Genomic DNA, 19104 nt, shown 5'->3' with positions numbered 1-19104 from the left:
CTAAAAAATCAACCAAAGATTTCTTTTGCGAGTGCTTTTCCTTTCGGAGTTGCTGCTAAGCCACCTTCAGCAGTTTCACGGAAGGCAGTTGGCATGGCTGAACCGACCTGATACATAGCGTCAACAACCTGGTCGACTGGAATGGCAGATGTGATACCTGCCAAGGCCATATCGGCAGCTACTAGGGCAAAGCTTGCTCCCATAGCATTACGTTTGACACAAGGAATTTCGACTAATCCAGCTACAGGGTCGCAAATGAGCCCCAACATATTCTTAAGCACAAAGCAAATGGCCTGGCTAGCTTGGAAGGGTGTTCCACCAGCAGCCATTGTAATAGCTGCAGCAGCCATAGCAGAGGCAGAGCCAACTTCGGCCTGACATCCTCCCTCTGCTCCAGAAATTGAGGCGTTATTTGCGATGACTAGACCAAATGCACCGGCAGTGAAAAGAAAATCCAGTTGTTGTGATTGGCTCAAGCCCAGTTTTTCGATAGCTGTTGTGAGAACAGCAGGTAGACAACCTGCTGATCCAGCAGTTGGTGTGGCACAAACCAAGCCCATCTTGGCGTTAGATTCATTGACGGCCATGGCATTTCTAGCAGCACCCAGAACAGCAGAATCAGCCAGGGTCTTTCCATTTTTGATATAGGCATCCAGTTTGGCAGCGTCTCCCCCGGTTAAACCAGTTGGTGATTTCTCAGGGGATAAACCAGCCTGAACAGACTCTTTCATCACTTCGAGATTTCGAGCCATCAGAGCTAGGATTTCAGGGCGTTCCCGTCCAGTTAGTTCTGTCTCTGTAGCAATCATGAGCTCGGCGATATTACCTTGGTAATCTCGGTCAGCTTGTTGAACTAATTCTTCAATAGTGTAAAACATGCAATCCCCCTCTTAGCTGAAAAAGTTGACATTATGTAGATGAGGAATTCTAGCGATTTCAGTGACGGCCTCATCACACTGGTGCGAGTCAATTTCAATAATCATAATGGCCTTTTCACCCGCATTTTCCCGAGTAACAGTCATCTGGGCGATGTTGATGCCATAACGCGACAAAATATCTGTGACAAGGGCAATCATTCCTGGAACGTCTTGGTGGACAATGATAAGAGTCGGTGTATTCATCTTGAGATTGACCGCAAAACCATTGAGTTCAGTTACTTGGATATTTCCTCCACCGATAGAAACACCTGTGGCAGAAATGGTTTTTTTATCATTTTTTAAGGTAATACGAGTCGTATTGGGATGCGGCGCATTACTATCCTTGTTGATTTTCCAGTAGACCTTAATGCCTTTTTCGTATGCGATATCCAGAGCGCGTGGAATGTCAGGGTCGTCGGTTTCCATACCTAAAATACCAGCTACTAGAGCTACATCAGTCCCGTGACCTCGATAGGTTTTGGCAAAGGAATTAAAGAGTTGAAATTCTACCTCAGTCGGTGTCTCACCAAAGATGGCAGAAACAATCTTGCCAATACGAACAGCTCCTGCAGTATGGCTAGAGGAAGGCCCGACCATGACAGGTCCGATGATGTCAAAAACGGATTGAAATTTTAAATTTTTCATAACACGCCTCGTTTGATTAATCTTGTATTTTCAGTATACCACGAATTAGAGCGATTAGGTATTTAAGTAAAAATCTATAGAAATAGTAAAAAAATATTCTACTTTAAGCTTTCTTTAAGGTTCAATGGATATAATAGCAGCCTATTAAGTAAGCAATACTTATTTTTCATAAATCTGAGTGGGCGGCCTGCGGGTCGCCCTTTTGTGTTTCTTTATTTATATATAGCTGGATTGTGGTAAAATAGAGCCTAAAGATTTCCAGTTAGAAAGGATATACCATGACCTACACCCATTTACTTTTCGACCTTGACCACACCCTCCTAGATTTTGACCGTGCTGAAGATTTGGCTTTGACCTACCTTCTTGAAGAGGCTGGGGTGGCTTCACGAGATCTTAAAGTTTACAAGGATCACTATATCCCCATGAATCGTTCCATGTGGGAAGATCTCAATCATGGTTTAATCACTAAGCCGGAATTGCTTCGCACGCGCTTTTCTCGTCTTTTTGAGCATTTTGGACAGGAGGTTGATGGCAGTCACTTAGCTGGCCGTTACCAGCATTTCTTGAGCCAACAGGGGCAGGAGTTGCCTCAGGCCCATGCTTTCTTATCGAATGTTAAAGACCGAGGTCACAAGATATATGCAGCAACTAATGGTGTTAGCTACATCCAACGTGGTCGTCTGCAAGCCTCAAGCATCTTGCCATTCTTCGACGATATTTTCATTTCAGATGAAGTGGGCGCCCACAAACCGTCTACTGACTTTTTTGAAAAAATTTCGGATCAGGTAAATGACTTTCATCCCGATTCGGCCCTCATGATTGGTGATAGTCTAACTGCTGATATCCAAGGTGGTAATAATGCAGGAATTGACAGCATTTGGTTTAATCCAAAAGGTTTGGTTAATGAGACTCCGGCTATTCCAACCTATCAAGTCAAAAGTTATGAGGAAATCCTGAAGATTTTGTCCAAGTAAAGCTATGATAGCCATGATTCCGAAGAGCTTTTTAGCTCTTTTTTTGCTAAAATGAAAGCATGAATGATCTGATTAAACATAAGTTGGAACTGCTCCCAAGCAACCCGGGGTGTTATCTCCACAAGGACAAATTCGGCAATATTATTTATGTCGGTAAGGCTAAAAATCTAAAAAATCGTGTGCGTAGCTATTTTCGTGGAAGCCATGATACCAAGACAGAGCTTTTGGTATCTGAGATTGCAGATTTTGAATTTATCGTAACCGAGTCCAATATTGAGGCCTTGCTTTTGGAAATTAATCTTATCCAAGAGAATATGCCTAAATTCAACATCCGCCTCAAGGATGACAAGTCTTATCCATTTATCAAGATTACTAAGGAGCTCTATCCAAGGCTCATGATTACTCGCCAGGTTAAGAAGGATGGCGGTCTCTATTTTGGTCCTTACCCAGACTCTGGTGCAGCTAATGAAATTAAGAAGCTTTTGGACCGTATTTTCCCCTTTAAGAAATGTAAAAATCCCGCCAACAAGGTCTGTTTCTATTACCATATTGGCCAATGTAATGCCCATACCATCTGTCACACCACTGAGGACTATTGGCAAGGTTTGGTTGAGGATGTCAAGAATTTCCTAAACGGCCATGATGATAAAATCGTTAATCAGCTTAAGGCCAAGATGAAGGATATGTCTGACCAGATGGAGTTTGAGCGTGCTGCGGAGTATCGCGATTTGATTGAGGCAGTATCGACGCTCAGGACTAAGCAAAGGGTTATCCGTCAGGACATGCAGGACCGTGATATCTTCGGTTACTACGTGGACAAGGGGTGGATGTGTGTTCAGGTTTTCTTTGTTCGCCAAGGGAAACTCATTCAGCGTGATGTCAATATGTTCCCATATTATAATGATGCTGAGGAAGATTTTCTAACTTATATGGGTCAATTTTACCTGGATAGTCGGCATCTCAAGCCTAGGGAAATTTTTATTCCTGGAGACATTGATCAAGAGTCTGTCGAAGCTCTGGTCGGAGATGAAGTCAAGGTTTTTAAACCACAAAGAGGCGAGAAAAAGCAGTTGGTTAATCTGGCGACGAAAAATGCCCGAGTCAGTTTGACCCAAAAATTTGATCTCCTCGAAAAAGACTTGGCTAAGACCCAAGGAGCTATTGAAAATCTAGGCAAACTCATGGGGATTCCGACACCGGTCCGTATCGAGTCTTTCGATAACTCTAATATCATGGGAACTAGCCCTGTCTCTGCCATGGTTGTCTTTGAAAATGGTAAACCTAATAAAAAAGAGTACCGCAAATATAAGATTAAGACTGTTGAAGGCCCTGATGATTATGCCAGTATGCGTGAGGTCATTCGTCGTCGCTATAGTCGTGTCAAACGAGATGGTTTAACGCCACCAGACCTCATTATCATGGATGGTGGTCAAGGTCAGGTCAATGTCGCCAAGGACGTCCTTCGTAATGAGCTGAATCTATCTATCCCAGTTGCAGGTCTTCAGAAAAATGACAAGCACCAAACCAATGAATTGCTCTTTGGGGATCCTTTGCGAGTCATTGATTTGCCACGTCAATCCGAGGAGTTTTTCCTCCTTCACCGCATTCAGGATGAAGTTCACCGCTTTGCCATCACCTTCCATCGTCAAGTCCGTAGTAAGAATAGTTTCAGTTCTAAACTTGATGGCGTGGAGGGGTTAGGACCTAAGCGCAAACAAAAACTCCTCAAACACTTCAAGTCTATGACAGCTATCCAAAAAGCTACTGTTGAGGATATCCATTCCCTTGGCATTCCAGAAAAAGTAGCAGAGGCTCTGTTAGATAAATTAAATGATAACAATTAAGTTAGACTTTTCAAGTAACTCAGAAAAACTTGGTAGGGTGATTGATAATTCAATGATTTCCTAGGAATTCTATTTCTTGAGAGTGGGACAGAAATCGGTAATTCGTTAGAATTCGATTTCGTCGTCCCACCTCCGCACAGTTGAGTAGGGCAGTAAAAGCTGATGAAATCAGCGTAGTAGAGCCCACTCAACCACTGCGTCTTGCTCGACAATCCAAAAACAATAAAGAGGCTAGGACTTTTGTCCCAGCCTCATAATTTTGAGAAATATTAGTAAAATCCATTTGATGTCGAGAAAGAGAATGACAAACAAGTGATTGTCTTGCCTGAAGAGACGAAGGAACGGATAACGGGTGATTTGTTTGAGGGACTTTATCGGAAACGACAGATTGGATTTGGAAAACTCTTCAAGACTATCAAGAAAGAATTAGACTTAGATGATGTCGAAGATGGTAATCTTGTTCAGACTGGAGAGGATAGTCAAGAAGTATCGCGAGGTCAGGAAATTGTAGCCGTTTGGAATTGGCAGAGAAAGAATTATTTTTTACAGTTACTAAGAAATATGTTAGTCAGTTTTATTATTAGGTGTATTTAATTTGCTGTAGTAATTGACAATTACGGCTGATAAGCATCCAAAAAAAATAAGTCCATATACAGTTAAAAAGACGCTAGTAATACGTCCGATTAGAGTAGTAGCTAGTATATCTCCGTAACCTACTGTTGTTGATGTGACAAAAGCATACCATAGTCCATCCCAGTAATTACTTATTTGAGGTTCAACTAATAAAAGTATTCCTCCTGAAATAAAAATAAAACTTACAAAACTTGTCAAAAATTGATTAAAACCTGTAACTTTTATAATATGAAATAGAGTATTTAAACGTTTCATTTGGTTCTCCTTTGTTATAGTGTTAATGAAAATTATAGCATACAAAAAGTGTCTAAATATGTATTTTAGAAACTTTTTATATTAATTTTTATTATGTTTTCTTGATAGTAAGCCTCTATCGTTACAAGCTCGTTTGTGGTAAGATGAGTATAGGTCATTTATCTTAGTTCCTTTCAGACAAATGTGGTGTTTATCTGAGCCTAACATAGATGGCTTTTTCTGTCTAGCTTCGTTTTACAAATTGGGTTATTTATTCTTCATAAGATTTGAAGGGTTGATCTTTTTTAGGGTATCGTGTCGGTGTGATTGACAGTCCCATCTTGTCTTTTTCGTGTAGCAATTCAATGACTAGGGAAACCATGATCAGTACCATGATGAGTGAAAATGGAAAGGCTACGATAATCAGCGTATTTTGCAAGGCTACTAAGCCCCCTGAAAGAAGTAAGACGATGGCAATAGTCGCAAGGAGTACGCCCCAGAAGATTTTAAGGTTATTCTTTGGTTTGAGATTCCCATCATCAGAGAGCATAGCTAGCACATAGGTCGCAGAGTCTGCTGACGTGATAAAGAAGGTAATGATCAAGATGATGGCAACAACGGAGGCAATAAAACCAAATGGCAGTTGACTGAAGGTTGCAAACAAGGTCTGCTCACTTGGAAACTGTGTTAAATCTACATTTCCAAGTGATTGAACATGCGTTGAAAGTGTTCCAAAGGTAGAAAACCATAAAAAGCTTAATACAGTCGGTGCTAATAAGACGATGGATAGAAATTGTCTGATACTACGTCCTTTAGAAATTCTGGCAATAAAAACTCCCACGAATGGTGACCAAGAAATCCACCAAGCCCAATAGAAAATCGTCCAAGTATTGATCCAGTCACGATTGTATTGACCAAAGGAACCAGCACTGAAACTCATACGGAAGAAATTGGAAATATACAGTCCGATACTATCGGTCAAGGTATTAAAAATCTGGACTGTGGGACCGATGATTATGGTGATGGCGAGTAGTCCAATCGCTAAAATAAGATTGGTGTTTGATAAGATTTTTACCCCTTTTCCAAGACCAGAAAGGGCTGAAATGGTAAAGAGGATGGTTGTGATAATGATGATAATAACTTGCACAAGGGCATTGTTTGGAATACCAAAGAGGTAGTTGAGTCCCCCATTGATTTGGGCTGCCCCAAAACCAAGAGTGGTTGCCACCCCGATAACAGTAGCGACCACTGTAATCGTATCTACGATCTTACCAAGGATACCGTTTGTTTTTTTACCAAACAAGGGCTTTAAGGTAACCGATAAAAGATATTTCTCTTTTTTTCGGAAACCAAAGTAGGCGAGGGCCAGGGCGATTAAAGCATATATTGCCCAGGCATGGATGCCCCAGTGAAAGAAAGTGTAACGGAAAGCATCGGCTAAGGCTTCCTGCGACCCTGGGGTAGCTCGTACCGTTGAAATGGCATAATGGGATAAGGGCTCTGCGGCACCGTAGAAGACAAGGCCGATTCCCATTCCAGCAGAAAATATCATGGCAATCCAAGAGATAGTAGAGTGTTCAGGCACCGAATTGGGTTCCCCCAGTTTGATTTGCCCAACGGGACTAACCAGGAAAAAGCCACAAAGTAGAACGATTGACGTGACCAGTAATAAGTAAAACCAGCCAAGTTTATCTGAAATAACTTCCCTTAGTTGTTCTGACCAAACTTGGTAGCCGTCAGGCATAACAATACCAAGAAGGACGAGGATAGCCAGTAGCACAAAAGAGGTTTTTAAGACCGGCGTTAAATTTTTAGTTGACATAAAGTCTCCTTTCATTCTCTACCATTATATCAAAAATGATAAAAACTTAAAAATGAGGGGAGATTAGATAACACCCAGCTAGTTATAATTTTTAGTTGATTAACTAGAGACGTTTAAGAACCTAAATTGTCAAATTAAGTTAGACTTTTCAAGTAACTCAGAAAAACTTGGTAGGGTGATTGATAATTCAATGATTTCCTAGGAATTCTATTTCTTGAGAGTGGGACAGAAATCGGTAATTCGTTAGAATTCGATTTCGTCGTCCCACCTCCGCACAGTTGAGTAGGGCTGTAAAAGCTGATGAAATCAGTGTAGTAGAGCCCACTCAACCACTGCGTCTTTCTCGACAATCCAAAGACAAATTGAGAGGCTAGGACTTTTGTCCCAGCCTCATAATTTTGAGAAACATTCGTAAAATCCATTTGTTTCGGTAATCCATTTCGTCCTATATGTTAGTTCTTTTCAGATAAATGTGGTGTTTATCTGAGCCTAACATAGATGGCTTTTTCTGTCTAGCTTAATTTTACAAATTTGGTTATAATAAGATTAATTAAAAAGGGAAAGGAGTCATGCTATCAAAAACGAAGCTAAAATTGAACGTCTTTATGATAAGAGTCGTCGCGGATTTCTTCGTGGAATCTTTAGTCGTGCTACGATTATCTTCTTAATCATCTTACTGCAGCTTGTTGTTGTGGCCATGTCTTACCTCTGGTTGCATCAATATAGGATACACCTGCAAGTTACAGAAGTAGTCCTTCGTATTCTGGCCATTATTTATCTCTTTCAAAGTGATATGGAGTCGACGGCTGTTAATACGTGGCTGCTGATAGTCTTGCCTTTTCCAATTATCGGAACCTTGCTCTTGGCTTATACGAAACTTGATATAGGTTACACAGGGATGAAGCGTGCTATTCAGAGCAATATTGACCGCAGTTCTGGTATTCTGAAACAAGATAATCAGGCCCTCGAAGAGCTTAAACAGCGTCACACCAGCAACTATAACTTGGTCCAATATCTTGAAAATGTGAACGGTTCCTTTCCAGTTTATCGTCACACGAAGACGACCTATTTCCCAAGTGGTGAAGCCAAGTTTGAGGAAATGAAGAAACAGCTCCTTAAAGCAGAGAAGTACATTTTCTTGGAATATTTCATCATTGGTGAAGGTGAAATGTGGGGTGAAATCCTAGCAATCTTGAAACAAAAGGTTCAAGAAGGGGTGGAAGTTCGAGTCCTGTATGACGGTATGAATGAATTTTCAACTTTGAGTTTTGACTATAAGAAACGATTGGAAAAAATTGGCATTCAATCTCGAGTTTTTGCCTCGGTAACCCCTTTCCTGTCAACCTATTACAATTACCGTGACCATAGAAAAATCTTGCTGATTGATGGTAAGGTTGCTTTCACAGGCGGGGTTAATTTAGCTGACGAGTATATCAACAAGATTGAGCGTTTCGGTCATTGGAAAGATACTGCCTTGATGCTGGAGGGCCCAGCGGTTGATACTTTTTTAGTTCTCTTTCTTCAGATGTGGACCTATTCTAACGAAACCTTAGATGTTACGCCGTATATGGTTGAACATAAGGTCTTTGATACCCCTGGCTTTGTTGTTCCTTATGGAGATATTCCATTGGACAAGGATAAAGTTGGTGAGAATGTCTATATTGACATCCTTAACCATGCGCGTGATTTTGTTCACATCATGACGCCTTATCTTATTTTAGATGGTGAGTTACTACATGCTTTGAAATTTGCGGCCGAGCGTGGGGTAGACGTCAGTATCATCATGCCTGGTATTCCTGATAAAAAGTCAGCTTACTACCTCGCTAAGACTTACTACCCAACACTTTTGGCATCCGGCGTAAAAATCTATGAGTACACTCCTGGATTTGTTCATGCAAAGGTATTTGTGAGTGACAATAGTAGGGCTGTTGTCGGAACGATTAATTTGGATTACCGCAGTCTTTATCACCACTTTGAGTGTGCGACCTATCTTTACAGGACGTCATCAGTGGTTGGTATTGAGGAAGATTTCCAAGCGACAATGGCCAAGTGTCATCGAGTCAGCATGACTGATGTTAAAAATCGACCATTTCACCAGAAGTGCTTGGGCTTATTGACCAGATTAGTTGCGCCATTGATGTAGTGACAAGACTTGTTATAAGAGGGTTGAGCCCTCTTTTTTTATAGTTTAAAATAAAGATAATGAAGTCGAAGGAGAAAATGATGTTAACCATTCGTCCAGCCAGCTTGTCAGATGCACAAGCTATCCAGGCCATCTATACACCCTATGTCGAGAAGACAGCTTTTACCTTTGAATATGAGGTTCCCAGTGTTCAAGAGTTTGAAAAACGCATTTGCAAGACGCTTGAAAAATACCCCTATTTAGTAGCGGAAGAGAATGGCCAAGTGCTAGGCTATGCTTATGCCTCAACCTATTATGCTCGTACAGCCTATGATTGGACCACTGAATTGTCTATTTATGTAGCCAAAGAGGCGCGTGGACAAGGGATTGGATCGGCCCTTTATACGGCCTTAGAAGAGGAGTTGCAAGCACGAGGCTACTTACGCTTTCTGGCTTGTATCGCTGTTCCGAACGAAGCGAGCATTTCCATGCATGAAAAGCGGGGCTATGTTCAAGTGGCTCATTTCCCAAAGATTGGCTATAAGTTTAACAAATGGCATGATATCGTCTGGATGCAAAAGACCATAGATGGCCCTGTCAGGAAAATACAGTAGAAACCACGCCAATTCTAAATTGCAATAGCTAATTATTCCTGCCTTTTTCATAGGCTAAAACGATACTAATAAAATTACTGAAGGAGACCGGAAAGTTGTAATGGTCTCCCCTACACGAAAGGAGCCTATATGACTCAAGAACAAAGTGCTAGACTGTTACCCCAAAAGCCCTCCAGATGGGGCAAAATTCTACTTAACCGAAAGGTTCCCATCCTCCTGTTCTTCTTACTGGAATTGGCCTTTCTTGTCTTTTCATATCTCAGCCTACAAGAGCATTTCCCATCCATTATCTTATGGGAACACTTGTTGAGTGTCTTTACCTTCTTTTACTTGCTCAATCGTTCCATGGATTCTCGTTCCAAACTGTCCTGGATGATTATCATTGCCCTCTTTCCAATTTTTGGGACGGCTCTGCTTTACTTTTCACTGGCTGATTTGGGTGTCAGACGCTTGAAGAAACGGCTTGAGGATGCTACAGTGCAGGCATCCGACCATTTAAGCACCAATCCAGAAGTTGCTGATTATTTATCCCAAAGTGATCGCCAATTACAGAAATTAGCTTATTTTTTGGAGCATAGTCCAGCACAGTTTCCTATCTACAGAAACACAGAGGTTACCTATTTTCCACTTGGAGATGACATGCTTCCAGCCTTGTTGGAGGATTTGAAAAAGGCGGAGAGTTATATCTTCATGGAATATTTCATCATTGACGAAGGAATCATGTGGGGCGAGATTTTAACAATTTTAGAGGAGAAGGCCAAGGCAGGTCTGGACGTTCGTGTCATGTTTGATGGGATGAATGAGATGACTACCTTGTCCTACGATTATATTGAGCGACTACACAAGGTTGGCATTAAAGCCCAGGCCTTCTCACCAGTCAAACCCGTTCTATCAACCTATTACAATTACCGAGACCATCGAAAGATTACAGTGATTGATGGTCAAGTTGCTTATACTGGTGGCGTTAATATCGCTGACGAGTATGTTAATAAACGAGAACGCTTTGGTCATTGGAAGGACACAGCCCTTCGTTTAGATGGTTCAGCAGTTCAAACGCTAAAAGCTCTCTTTTTGACCATGTGGACAGTGACTGGAATAGAGGATAAAACGGATGTGGAGTACTATCTACAAGAAAAACCTCAACAAAGAAAGAGTCAAGGCTTTGTACTCCCTTATGGCAATTCACCGCTGACCTACCACAAGGTTGCCGAAAATGTTTATTTACATCTTCTAAATACATCAACTAATTATGTCTATATCATGACGCCTTATCTGATTTTGGATGACGAATTGGTTCGAGCCATGACCTTTGCGGCCAGACGAGGTGTTGATGTTCGTATCATTATGCCAGGAATTCCGGATAAACAGTATGCCTTTGATATTGCGACTACCTATTTTAAAGCCCTCTTGGAGGCTGGCGTCCGTATTTTCCGTTATACCCCAGGCTTTGTCCATGCAAAAGTTTATGTTTCTGATGCCAAACAAGCTGTGGTAGGCACTATTAACACAGACTACCGAAGCCTCTATCAAAATTTTGAAGATGGTATTTATCTTTATAAAAATCTGGAAGTGATTAAGATTGAACAAGATTTTGAGAAAACCCAGGCTCTCTCAGAGGAAGTTACTCTGGAAAGTTTGTCGAAAATGCCTATGGCTCATCGTCTAGGTGGCTATCTCTTTTCTCTGATTGGACCATTGATGTAAAAAAGAAGAAATCATATGGATACAAACATTCTTTTGAAATTGTTAGAAGACCAAGCTGATTCAACGAAAGTCCCAGCAATGGAAGCTTATATGAAAAATAAATTCAGCTTTCTTGGCGTTCAAAAACCAATTCTCAAAAAGATTGAAAGAGAGTTTTTTAAGCCTTTCATAAAAAATCCAATTGATTGGACTTTTGTGGAAGAGTGTTGGCAGCAACCTTACCGTGAGTTTCAATATATTGCTATGGATTATCTGGATAAAAAGAAGAAGGAGCTTAGACCTGAAGATTTTCCAAAGCTAAAGGAATTGGCTCAAACCAAATCATGGTGGGACAGTATAGATCAATTGGACCTTATCATCGGAGAGGTTACTTTTCACTATCCAGAAACCAAGAATATCATGCGCCAATGGAGTCTTGATGAGGATTTTTGGTTGAGACGTATTGCCATTGACCACCAGCTTATGCGTAAAGATTTGACAGATACTGCTCTCCTAGCAGAGGTTATCTGTAACAACTTTGGGCAGACAGAGTTTTTCATTAATAAGGCTATCGGTTGGAGTTTGCGCAATTACTCAAAGGTAAATCCTGATTGGGTTCGGGCTTTTATTGATCAACATGCTAGTCAAATGGCATCTCTTAGCATTCGTGAGGCAAGTAAGTATTTATAGAAATCAAGAGCTTGACTCTGTCGTTCAATATGCTAGAATAGAAACATGCGATGAGTCGATTGGCTCTTTGGAGCCTTTTGCGCTGAGGAGGTCTACATTAGATTGTAACGCAGGAGCGGACCTTGAGTAGTTGTGTGAACCTGCTACTCTCATCGAAAGATGCCTCCTATCCCTTACCATTTGGTAGGGGCTTTTCTTTATTCTTGGCCTTTTAACCCTTTTCAACTGGGCTTAAACGTAGTATAATAGATTCACTAAACTAAATTGATAGAAAATTCCGAAAGAGGTTTTACTATGGGATACACAGTTGCTGTTGTCGGTGCTACAGGTGCCGTCGGTGCTCAAATGATTAAAATGTTGGAAGAATCAACACTTCCAATCGATAACATTCGCTACCTTGCGTCTGCTCGTTCTGCAGGCAAAGTCTTGCAATTTAAAGGCCAAGACGTGACCATCGAAGAAACGACTGAAGACGCATTTGAAGGTGTAGATATTGCACTTTTCTCAGCTGGTGGATCTACCTCTGCTAAATATGCACCATACGCCGTTAAAGCTGGTGCAGTAGTCGTTGATAATACATCATACTTCCGTCAAAACCCAGATGTACCATTGGTTGTACCTGAGGTCAATGCACATGCGCTTGATGCTCACAACGGTATTATTGCTTGCCCTAACTGTTCAACTATTCAAATGATGGTTGCCCTTGAGCCAGTTCGTCAAAAATGGGGCCTGGACCGTATCATCGTGTCAACTTACCAAGCCGTATCAGGTGCTGGTATGGGAGCAATCCTTGAAACACAACGTGAGTTGAAAGAAGTTTTGAATGATGGCGTTAACCCACGTGATGTCAAAGCTGAAATCTTGCCATGTGGTGGTGATAAGAAACACTATCCAATCGCCTTTAACGCCTTGGCTCAAATCGACGTCTTCACTGAAAATGACTACACTTACGAAGAAATGAAGATGACAAACGAAACTAAGAAAATCATGGAAGACGATAGCATTGCTGTATCAGCAACATGTGTGCGTATTCCAGTCTTGTCAGCTCACTCAGAGTCAGTCTACATTGAAACAAAAGAAGTGGCACCAATTGACGAAGTGAAAGCTGCTATTGCAGAATTCCCAGGTGCAGTCCTTGAAGACGACGTTGCTAACCAAGTCTACCCACAAGCCGTTAATGCTGTAGGTTCACGTGATACATTCGTCGGACGTATCCGTAAAGACTTGGATGCTGAAAAAGGTATCCACATGTGGGTTGTTTCAGATAACCTCCTTAAAGGTGCCGCTTGGAACTCAGTCCAAATCGCAGAAACACTTCACGAACGTGGTTTGGTTCGCTCAACTTCAGAATTGAAATTTGAATTGAAATAGGGAGCGAAACAGAAATCAGTAAGGATTTAGTGTTGTACTTGAATACTAAAATCATGCTGAATCCTATAAAGCAGAGAGACTTCTCTCTGTTTTTTGTTTATTGGCCATCAATTGAAACAGTCAGTCCTCATGTTTTCAGAAAATTGTCAACTTATCTGTCTGTCTGGTCAAAATTATGGTAAAATGGAAAGGATTAGAAAACGGTTGAAGGAGAATATTATGTCAATTGATCAATTAAGAGATGTCAAACTGATCACAGCCCTTATTACACCTTTCCACGAAGATGGATCAATCAATTATGATGTCCTTCCAGAATTGATTGAGCATCTTTTGGCTCACCATACAGAAGCTCTTCTTTTGGCGGGAACAACGGCTGAAAGTCCAACACTTACTCACGATGAGGAGTTGGAACTCTTTGCGGCTGTTCAGAAAATTGTTAATGGACGTGTGCCATTGATTGCTGGTGTCGGTACCAACGATACACGCGACTCAATCGAGTTTGCTAAAGAAGTTGCCAAATTTGGTGGTTTCGCAGCTGGTCTTGCTATCGTGCCTTACTACAACAAGCCATCACAAGAAGGTATGTACCAACACTTCAAAGCCATTGCGGATGCTTCTGATTTGCCAATTATCATCTACAACATCCCTGGTCGTGTGGTTGTTGAAATGGCTCCTGATACCATGCTTCGTTTGGCTGAACATCCAAATATCATTGGTGTTAAAGAATGTACCAGCCTTGCTAATATGGCCTACCTTATCGAGCACAAACCTGAAGATTTCTTGGTTTATACCGGTGAAGATGGGGATGCCTTCCACGCTATGAACCTTGGTGCTAACGGTGTCATCTCAGTAGCCTCTCATACAAACGGTGATGAGATGCATGCCATGCTTGAAGCTATTGAAAATAGTGACCTCAAGACAGCAGCAGCTATCCAACGTAAATTCATTCCTAAAGTTAACGCTCTCTTCTCAGTACCAAGCCCTGCACCTGTTAAGGCTGTTCTTAACCATCTTGGTTTCGAAGTTGGACCACTTCGTTTGCCATTGGTTGCATGTACTTCAGAAGAAGCCAAGCGTATCATCAAGGTTGTCCTTGAAGAAGATGTCGAAGCAACACGTGAGACAGTTACAGGTGTTGTTCGTCCAGATTATTAAGAAAATGAAGTTGAGCAGCTTGCTCAGCTTTTTTTAGTCGAATAGGTTAAATCTCACAAAAATCAGGGATATAGGCTCTAAAAGCAGTTTTCTATCATGAAAATTTGCTTTTTTTGATATAATTAGAGTTAGTGTGCTTAAAAAGAAAGGAAGTTTTATGAATCAACTTGAACAAAAACTTGAGCAGGATTTTGGTATTGTTTTTAGCCAAAAAGAGCTCTTAGAAACAGCATTTACCCATACCTCATATGCCAATGAGCACCGCCTCCTAAACATTTCACATAATGAACGTTTGGAATTTTTAGGAGACGCGGCTCTGCAATTAGTCATTTCTGTTTATCTTTACAAACGCTACCCTAACAAGCCAGAGGGGGAAATGTCTAAGATGCGCAGTACTATCGTTCGTGAAGAGAGCTTGGCAGGTTTTACCAAGGCCTGTGGTTTCGAGCAGTATATCCGTCTTGGTAAAGGGGAAGAAAAATCTGGTGGACGTGAACGTGCCACTATCCTTGGTGACCTCTGGGAGGCCTTCCTCGGTGCTCTTTATTTGGATCAAGGTTTGCCTGCAGTTGAGAAATTCTTGAATCAGGTCATGATTCCTCAGGTTGAAAAGGGGAACTTTGACCGCGTAACAGACTATAAGACAGCCTTGCAAGAGCGTCTTCAGGTCAATGGTACGGTTGATATTACTTATACCGTTATTGATGAGTCTGGACCAGCTCATGCCAAAGAATTTACTATGCAGGTAGCTGTTGATGGTAAGGAGCTCAGCACAGGTCTTGGAAAATCTAAGAAATTAGCTGAACAGGCAGCGGCTAAGGCTGCCCTTGAACAACTAGGAAATTAAGCATGTATTTGAAATCAATTGAAATGCAGGGCTTTAAATCCTTTGCGGACAAGACGCAAGTCGTCTTTGACAAGGGAGTGACAGCCGTTGTAGGTCCAAATGGATCGGGAAAATCAAATATTACAGAAAGTCTACGCTGGGCATTGGGTGAATCATCTGCCAAGAGTTTGCGTGGAGGCAAGATGCCTGACGTTATTTTTGCAGGGACAGAGGTTCGTAAGGCTCTCAACTATGCGGAAGTGGCAGTCACTCTTGATAACAGTGATGGCTTTATCGCGGGTGCTGGTGAAACCATTCGTGTGGAGCGTCACATTTATCGAAACGGTGACAATGATTACTTGATTGATGGTCGTAAGGTTCGTCTGCGTGATATTCATGACCTCTTTATGGATACAGGCCTGGGGCGTGATTCTTTTTCCATTATTTCCCAAGGTCGTGTTGAGGCTATTTTTAATGCCAAACCTGAAGAACGCCGCGCTATTTTCGAAGAAGCAGCAGGGGTTCTCAAATATAAGACACGTAAGAAAGAAACGGAAAGCAAGCTTAATCAAACTCAGGATAATCTTGATCGTTTGGAAGATATCATCTACGAGCTGGACGGTCAGGTTAAACCGCTTGAAAAGCAAGCTGCGACTGCCAAACGTTACTTGGAATTAGATGAAGAGCGTAGACAGACTCAGCTTAACCTTTTGGTCCACGATATTGAAGTTGGTAAATCTGAGTTGAGCCAGACCCAAGAGGATTTGGCAGCGGTCAAGGAAAAATTAACCAGCTATTATGAGGAACGTCATCGTCTAGAGACTGAGAACCAGGAGCTCAAACAGAAACGACATCAAATTTCAGAACAAATTTCTTCTGACCAACAAACCTTGGTGGATGTCACACGTCTTATTAGTGACTTTGAGCGTCAAATTGATCTTTATACTATGGAGAGTCAGCAGCGTTCAGAGAAAAAAGAAGAAACTGAAGCTCGTCTCAGTGAGTTAGAGCATTTGAAAGAAGAAGCTCAGACAGCACTCAATAAGGTTAATCAAGGCCAAGTTGAATTGAATGCTGAGTTGGATAGCCTTGCCCAGGAGCTGATTGCTATTCAAAAAGAACTAGAGCAATTTTCTGATGACCCAGATACGCTTATTGAACGTTTACGTGAGGACTATGTTGGTCTGATGCAGGAGGAAGCCAAGGTTTCTAACAGTTTGACTCAGGTCACTCACGACATGGACAGTCAGACACAAGCATTAGAAGCTCAAGCTGAAGAATATAAACAAGCTCAGGCAGATTTGCTTTCCGCTCAGGAAGTGGCTAGCGAAACCCAAAAAGCTTATCAAGCAGCCAAAGAGAGTCTTCAAAGCCTCTTAGCTAGCTACAAAGAAAAGGCCCAGGCTTATCAGGCTCTTGATAAGGACTATCAAGAGGCTCAAAAGCAGATGTTTGACCTCATGGATCACCTTAAGAGTAAAGATGCTCGTCGTCAAAGTTTAGAGTCTATCCAAAAAAATCATAGTAATTTCTATGCAGGGGTTAAGGCTGTCCTTCAAAATGCCCAATCCATTCAAGGAATTATTGGTGCAGTTAGTGAACACTTGACCTTTGATACGCGCTATCAGACGGCTCTTGAAATCGCAATGGGAGCTAGTGGGCAAAATATTATTGTGGAGGACGAAGCGGCTGCTAAGCGTTCGATTGACTACTTGAAGCGCAATCGTCAGGGTCGTGCGACATTCTTGCCGTTGACCACTATTAAACCACGTCAACTTAACGGACAATTTGCCCAAAGTCTAGCCAATGCACCTGGCTTTATTGGTATGGCTTCCGATTTGGTTACCTATGAGGACCGCTTATCTAACATTTTCCAAAACCTCCTAGGGGTAACGGCAATCTTTGATACCATTGACAATGCTAATAAGGCAGCTCGAGCGGTTCGTTTCCAAGTTCGTATGGTTACTCTTGACGGGTCTGAGATTCGTCCCGGTGGTGCCTTCGCTGGTGGTACCAACAAACAAAACAATAATCTCTTTATCAAGCCTGAACTGGATGCATTAACTACTGAAATTAACCAGATTAAGGCTCAATTAAGTGATAGTGAAGCTAAAGTTGAAGCCCTCAAGATCAAACGTAAGGCTCTACAGAAAGAGTTAGAAGACCTTAAGGTAGATGGTGAAAATGCTCGTCTTCAGGAGCAAAAACTAGACTTAGAACACCAACAAGCCTTGTCAGAGGTGGAGAAAAATCAAACCCTAGTGGATAGTTTCAAACAGGATTCTCAGGGAACTGATGGAGCAAATCTTCAAGACAAGGCTGAACAACTTAAAGCAGAGTTAGCACAAATTGCATCCAAGCGTGAGGTCATTAACGACCGTATTGAAGCTATTAAGGAAGACAAAGATGCACTTGGCCAACAAAAACAGGTGCTCCTAGACAAGCAATCTGAACTTCAGTTGAAGGAACGTGACTTGCAGGCAGAATTGCGTTTTGCGAAGACAGAGAGCAATCGTCTTCAAGCTGACTTATCTGAGTTAATGCAAGAATCGGATAGTCTTAAGGCACTCCTTAACAACCAGGTTGATGAAGACCAAACTGACCGCCTTCCCCATCTGCAAGCACAGCATAAAGAGGCTGTTCAACGTAAAGACGATTTGGAACAAGCTCTTGTCCGTGCCAAGATTCAGGTGCAAGATTACGAAGGTCAGTTGGAGGATTTGGAGGAGCGTTTGGCAAAAGCTGGCAATCGTAACGAGGATTTGATTCGTCAACAGACTCGCCTGGAAGAGCGTGAAAGTCAGATTAGTCAATCACTTCGTAAGTTTGCGACTCAGTTGGCTGAAGATTATCAGATGACGCTCGAAGCAGCCAAAGGTCAGGCTAGCCCTCTTGACAATGTCGAACAAACCCGCCAGAATCTGCAAGGTCTTGAGCGTTCGATTAAAGCTTTGGGGCCAGTCAATGTGGATGCTATTGCCCAATTTGAAGAGGTTAAGCAACGTCTAGATTTCTTGAACGGCCAAAAGGATGATTTGCTCGAAGCCAAGAGTCTCCTTCTAAATACCATTAATGACATGGATGATGAAGTGAAATCACGCTTTAAAGCAACCTTTGAGGCTATCCGAGAAAGCTTTAAACAAACCTTTACGCAGATGTTCGGTGGAGGTTCAGCTGACTTGATTTTGACCTCAGACAATCTCCTAGAGGCTGGAGTAGAAATTTCAGTTCAGCCACCAGGTAAGAAAATTCAATCGCTTAACCTTATGTCTGGTGGTGAAAAGGCTTTGTCAGCTCTGGCCCTCCTCTTTGCCATCATTCGTGTAAAGACTATTCCATTTGTTATCCTAGACGAAGTAGAAGCGGCTTTGGATGAAGCCAATGTTAAACGCTTCGGTGACTACCTCAATCGTTTTGACAAGTCTAGTCAGTTTATCGTAGTTACCCACCGTAAAGGAACCATGTCCGCGGCAGACTCTATTTATGGGGTAACTATGCAGGAATCAGGTGTCTCGAAAATCGTTTCGGTCAAACTAAAAGACCTTGATTTAGACTAAAAATAGATTATATTTTC

15 protein-coding genes are annotated in these 19104 nt (G+C 41.8%); 11 read left to right on the top strand and 4 right to left on the bottom strand.

Annotated elements, in window-relative coordinates; translation table 11 throughout:
• Nucleotides 1-8 precede the first annotated feature (8 nt).
• Nucleotides 9-878 (bottom strand): L-serine ammonia-lyase, iron-sulfur-dependent, subunit alpha, encoded by an 870-nt coding sequence (gene sdaAA, locus PCY16_RS06850; protein ID WP_080611958.1) that lies wholly within the window; start codon nt 876-878, stop codon nt 9-11.
• Between the two features lie 12 nt (nt 879-890).
• Nucleotides 891-1562, bottom strand: a complete 672-nt coding sequence (gene sdaAB / locus PCY16_RS06845; protein ID WP_002891207.1) for an L-serine ammonia-lyase, iron-sulfur-dependent subunit beta — start codon at nt 1560-1562, stop codon at nt 891-893.
• A 278-nt stretch (nt 1563-1840) separates the two neighbouring features.
• Here sdaAB and PCY16_RS06840 point away from each other — a divergent pair, with 278 nt between their 5' ends.
• From PCY16_RS06840 to PCY16_RS06830, 3 genes are all read left to right on the top strand, one after another.
• On the top strand, nt 1841-2536 hold the full coding sequence (locus tag PCY16_RS06840) for a YjjG family noncanonical pyrimidine nucleotidase (RefSeq protein WP_080611959.1): 696 nt from the start codon (nt 1841-1843) through the stop codon (nt 2534-2536).
• Between the two features lie 59 nt (nt 2537-2595).
• Complete coding sequence (gene uvrC, locus PCY16_RS06835) at nt 2596-4380, top strand: excinuclease ABC subunit UvrC (RefSeq protein WP_080611960.1); 1785 nt, start codon at nt 2596-2598, stop codon at nt 4378-4380.
• Between the two features lie 312 nt (nt 4381-4692).
• A complete protein-coding gene (locus PCY16_RS06830) occupies nt 4693-4974 on the top strand; it encodes a protein rep (RefSeq protein ID WP_002891204.1) in 282 nt (93 codons plus the stop codon).
• Here the strand turns inward: PCY16_RS06830 and PCY16_RS06825 are convergent.
• On the bottom strand, nt 4945-5268 hold the full coding sequence (locus tag PCY16_RS06825; protein WP_037611796.1) for a potassium channel family protein: 324 nt from the start codon (nt 5266-5268) through the stop codon (nt 4945-4947). The genes PCY16_RS06830 and PCY16_RS06825 overlap by 30 nt on opposite strands.
• A 250-nt stretch (nt 5269-5518) precedes the next feature.
• On the bottom strand, nt 5519-7069 hold the full coding sequence (locus tag PCY16_RS06820) for a BCCT family transporter (protein WP_037611795.1): 1551 nt from the start codon (nt 7067-7069) through the stop codon (nt 5519-5521).
• Nucleotides 7070-7661: 592 nt separating this feature from the next.
• Here PCY16_RS06820 and cls (PCY16_RS06815) point away from each other — a divergent pair.
• The 8 genes from cls (PCY16_RS06815) (at nt 7662) to smc (ending at nt 19087) form a co-directional block, all read left to right on the top strand.
• Entirely contained in the window at nt 7662-9212 is a 1551-nt protein-coding gene (gene cls / locus PCY16_RS06815; RefSeq protein ID WP_171963658.1) for a cardiolipin synthase, read from the top strand.
• An 80-nt stretch (nt 9213-9292) separates the two neighbouring features.
• On the top strand, nt 9293-9805 hold the full coding sequence (locus tag PCY16_RS06810) for a GNAT family N-acetyltransferase (protein WP_002885332.1): 513 nt from the start codon (nt 9293-9295) through the stop codon (nt 9803-9805).
• Between the two features lie 129 nt (nt 9806-9934).
• Nucleotides 9935-11509 (top strand): cardiolipin synthase, encoded by a 1575-nt coding sequence (gene cls / locus PCY16_RS06805; RefSeq protein ID WP_038676223.1) that lies wholly within the window; start codon nt 9935-9937, stop codon nt 11507-11509.
• Nucleotides 11510-11524: 15 nt separating this feature from the next.
• Complete coding sequence (locus PCY16_RS06800) at nt 11525-12178, top strand: DNA alkylation repair protein (RefSeq protein WP_038676220.1); 654 nt, start codon at nt 11525-11527, stop codon at nt 12176-12178.
• Between the two features lie 294 nt (nt 12179-12472).
• The gene (locus tag PCY16_RS06795; protein ID WP_003093217.1) at nt 12473-13549 is read left to right on the top strand and encodes an aspartate-semialdehyde dehydrogenase; all 1077 of its coding nucleotides are present in this window, start codon (nt 12473-12475) and stop codon (nt 13547-13549) included.
• 219 nt (nt 13550-13768) lie between these two features.
• A complete protein-coding gene (gene dapA, locus PCY16_RS06790) occupies nt 13769-14704 on the top strand; it encodes a 4-hydroxy-tetrahydrodipicolinate synthase (RefSeq protein WP_038676217.1) in 936 nt (311 codons plus the stop codon).
• Between the two features lie 157 nt (nt 14705-14861).
• Nucleotides 14862-15551 carry a ribonuclease III gene (gene rnc / locus PCY16_RS06785; protein WP_038676215.1) on the top strand — a complete coding sequence of 230 codons (690 nt, stop codon included), beginning with the start codon at nt 14862-14864 and terminating at the stop codon, nt 15549-15551.
• Between the two features lie 2 nt (nt 15552-15553).
• On the top strand, nt 15554-19087 hold the full coding sequence (gene smc / locus PCY16_RS06780; protein ID WP_183135760.1) for a chromosome segregation protein SMC: 3534 nt from the start codon (nt 15554-15556) through the stop codon (nt 19085-19087).
• The last annotated feature ends 17 nt before the right edge of the window (nt 19088-19104 follow it).

This window comes from Streptococcus sp. SS4 (assembly GCF_030440125.1).
GTDB lineage: Bacteria > Bacillota > Bacilli > Lactobacillales > Streptococcaceae > Streptococcus.
This window is presented reverse-complemented; position numbering and strand designations above follow the sequence as displayed.

Excerpts from the sequence above, each read along its gene's own strand:
- PCY16_RS06825 (WP_037611796.1), bottom strand. The coding sequence starts at position 5,268 with ATGAAACGTTTAAATACTCTATTTCATATTATAAAAGTTACAGGTTTT.
- cls (WP_038676223.1), top strand. The coding sequence starts at position 9,935 with ATGACTCAAGAACAAAGTGCTAGACTGTTACCCCAAAAGCCCTCCAGA.
- sdaAB (WP_002891207.1), bottom strand. The coding sequence starts at position 1,562 with ATGAAAAATTTAAAATTTCAATCCGTTTTTGACATCATCGGACCTGTC.
- sdaAA (WP_080611958.1), bottom strand. The coding sequence starts at position 878 with ATGTTTTACACTATTGAAGAATTAGTTCAACAAGCTGACCGAGATTAC.
- dapA (WP_038676217.1), top strand. The coding sequence starts at position 13,769 with ATGTCAATTGATCAATTAAGAGATGTCAAACTGATCACAGCCCTTATT.
- rnc (WP_038676215.1), top strand. The coding sequence starts at position 14,862 with ATGAATCAACTTGAACAAAAACTTGAGCAGGATTTTGGTATTGTTTTT.
- PCY16_RS06840 (WP_080611959.1), top strand. The coding sequence starts at position 1,841 with ATGACCTACACCCATTTACTTTTCGACCTTGACCACACCCTCCTAGAT.
- smc (WP_183135760.1), top strand. The coding sequence starts at position 15,554 with ATGTATTTGAAATCAATTGAAATGCAGGGCTTTAAATCCTTTGCGGAC.
- PCY16_RS06800 (WP_038676220.1), top strand. The coding sequence starts at position 11,525 with ATGGATACAAACATTCTTTTGAAATTGTTAGAAGACCAAGCTGATTCA.
- uvrC (WP_080611960.1), top strand. The coding sequence starts at position 2,596 with ATGAATGATCTGATTAAACATAAGTTGGAACTGCTCCCAAGCAACCCG.
- PCY16_RS06820 (WP_037611795.1), bottom strand. The coding sequence starts at position 7,069 with ATGTCAACTAAAAATTTAACGCCGGTCTTAAAAACCTCTTTTGTGCTA.
- PCY16_RS06795 (WP_003093217.1), top strand. The coding sequence starts at position 12,473 with ATGGGATACACAGTTGCTGTTGTCGGTGCTACAGGTGCCGTCGGTGCT.
- PCY16_RS06810 (WP_002885332.1), top strand. The coding sequence starts at position 9,293 with ATGTTAACCATTCGTCCAGCCAGCTTGTCAGATGCACAAGCTATCCAG.